This is a genomic window from Mesorhizobium sp. M7A.F.Ca.ET.027.03.2.1, from assembly GCF_003999175.1.
Classification (GTDB): domain Bacteria; phylum Pseudomonadota; class Alphaproteobacteria; order Rhizobiales; family Rhizobiaceae; genus Mesorhizobium.
This window is the reverse complement of sequence record NZ_RZOM01000929.1, coordinates 1-2470: the sequence shown is the minus strand read 5'-3', so window position 1 is coordinate 2470 and position 2470 is coordinate 1. Positions and strand designations below refer to the sequence as shown.

Genomic DNA, 2470 nt, shown 5'->3' with positions numbered 1-2470 from the left:
GCTGAGACGTACAAAGGATCGCCGGAATCGAAGCCTACCGGCGCGACAAATGACGAAACCGGCGCATAGATTGCATGAGCACTGGCCATTGCCGCTAAACTGAAATTTCGGCGCAACCACTCGGTTGCGGGCGCGTTTGTGAGCAAGGGCATCGATCGGAGGGATAGATTCGTCAACAGTTCCAAGCACAAGCGCCCGGATTACGAAACTCGCTGCGGTGCGCTGGCTCGCGCTGTGGTTATGCTTGGGAACCTGTTCCAGCTGCTCGGGAGCCCAGTCGGCGCTTGATCCGGCCGGAGAGGAAGCGCGCCAGATCGCTGACCTTTTCTGGCTCATGGCCATTGCTGGCGGTTTTATCTGGCTGACGGTCATCGGTCTTCTGGTCCACGCGACACGTCATGAGCGCACTCCCATAGACGAGCGTATTGCAAGCCGGCTGATTTTCTGGGGCGGGGCAGCCATTCCTTCGCTACTCCTCTTTCTCTTGCTAGGCTATGCGCTTTGGTTGATGCCTGGACTGAGACCTTTCGCACGAGCCGGCGAAGCCAATGGTCTCAGGATCGAAGTGACTGGTGAGCAATTCTGGTGGCGGGTCGCCTACCACCCGGCTGACGGCGGAGTTCCTATTCTTTCCGCCAACGAGATCAGGCTGCCGGTTGGCGAGCGCGTCGAGTTCTTGCTGAAAAGCACCGACGTCATCCATTCCTTCTGGATTCCCGCGCTCGGTGGCAAGATGGACATGATCCCGGGTCGCGTGAATCGGCTCTCGTTGCTGGCGACCAAACCTGGCACCTACCGCGGCCCTTGCGCGGAATATTGCGGGACCTCGCACGCGCTGATGACCTTCACGGCCGTCGCCATGCAGCCCGCTGCCTTCCGGGAATGGCTGGCTGTGCGGGCGAACCCTTCGCCCGGCGCATCCTTGCCCGGACGCGACATATTCCTTCGCAACGGCTGCGGCGCGTGCCACCGCGTTGCGGGCACACAAGCTGAGGGTGGTGTCGGCCCGGATCTCTCGCATATGAGTTCGCGGGGAACGATTGGTGCCGGCGTTTTGCCCACCGACGATGAGGCCGTTCGTAGCTTCATCGCCCATCCGCATTTGATCAAGCCGGGTTCGAAGATGCCCGACTTCAACATGCTGCCCCAACAGGACATCGCCGAAATCGCCTCCTGGCTGAAGGGGCTCGAATGACAACCCTCAAAGCCCGCATCAAGCGAAACGCCTTGCCCTCCGCAGAGAAGATCGAGGAAGAACAGCTGCGCCTCGTCTGGAAGACGCCGATCGGCTGGCGTTACTGGACTTCGGTCAACAATACGCAGGTTGGCCTCTGGTACGGGGGTGCGGCCTTTGCCTTCATGCTGTTTGGCGGCGTTCTGGCGCTTCTTGTGCGTACGCAACTCGCGGTTCCGGGAAACAATTTCCTCTCTGCCGACTTCTATAACCAGGCCTTTACGCTGCATGGCACCGTGATGATGTTCCTGTTTGCCGTGCCTATCTTCGAGGCCGTCGCGATCTTTCTGCTGCCGCCAATGCTCGGTGCGCGTGAACTGCCATTTCCCCGTCTCGGCGCCTTCGGCTTCTGGAGCTTTCTGATCGGCGGTGTCTTCGTTTGCGGTTCGATCTTCTTCGACGCCGCTCCCTCTTCAGGCTGGTTCATGTATCCGCCTCTTGCCACTGACAAGGCATATTCCGGCATTGGTGCCGACATCTGGCTGCTGGGCCTCTCCTTTATCGAAGTCGCCTCCATTGCTGCGGCGGTCGAACTGATCGTCGGCATCATGAAGTGCCGTGCGCCGGGCATGCGCATCAACCTAATGCCACTGTTCGCCTGGTACCTGCTGATCGTCGCGGGCATGATCCTCTTCGCTTTTCCGCCGCTGATCGCCGGCGACATCCTGTTTGAGATGCAACGCATGTTCGACTGGCCGTTCTTCGACCCGACGCGGGGCGGCGACCCACTGCTGTGGCAACACCTGTTCTGGATCTTCGGGCACCCCGAGGTCTACATCATCTTCTTGCCCGCCATCGCGCTGATGGCGATGATCGTGCCAACCTTTTCGCAACGTCCGATCGTCGGCTACTCCTGGATCGTGCTTGCCGCTGTCGGCACCGGCTTCCTATCGTTCGGCCTCTGGGTCCACCACATGTTCGCTACCGGCCTGCCGCAGATCTCGCTGGCATTCTTCTCGGCCGCCTCGGAAGCGGTCGCGATTCCAACCGGCGTGCAGATCTTCGTCTTCATCGCCACCATGCTGGCCGGACGTGTCATCTTCTCGGTGCCGATGCTGTTCGGCGCCGGCGGGCTCGCTATCTTCGTCATCGGCGGGCTGACCGGCGTGATGGTCGCGCTCGTGCCGTTCGACTGGCAGGCGCACGATACCTATTTTATCGTCGCACATCTGCATTACGTGCTGATCGGTGGAATGCTGTTCCCGCTGGTCGCCGGCGTTTACTATTATTACCCGC

The 2470-nt window shown here is 60.4% G+C and carries 3 protein-coding genes; 2 read left to right on the top strand and 1 reads right to left on the bottom strand.

The annotated features are described in order from the left end of the window. The coding region (locus tag EN750_RS40065) for a hypothetical protein (protein WP_210212777.1) at window positions 1-185 on the bottom strand (185 nt) is incomplete at its 3' end. Window positions 186-217: 32 nt separating this feature from the next. Here EN750_RS40065 and coxB point away from each other — a divergent pair. After that, window positions 218-1195 (top strand): cytochrome c oxidase subunit II, encoded by a 978-nt coding sequence (gene coxB, locus EN750_RS29165; protein ID WP_281040143.1) that lies wholly within the window; start codon window positions 218-220, stop codon window positions 1193-1195. Further along, window positions 1192-2470: cbb3-type cytochrome c oxidase subunit I (locus EN750_RS29160; protein ID WP_189526550.1), on the top strand; the 1279-nt coding region annotated here is incomplete at its 3' end. The genes coxB and EN750_RS29160, both read left to right, overlap by 4 nt.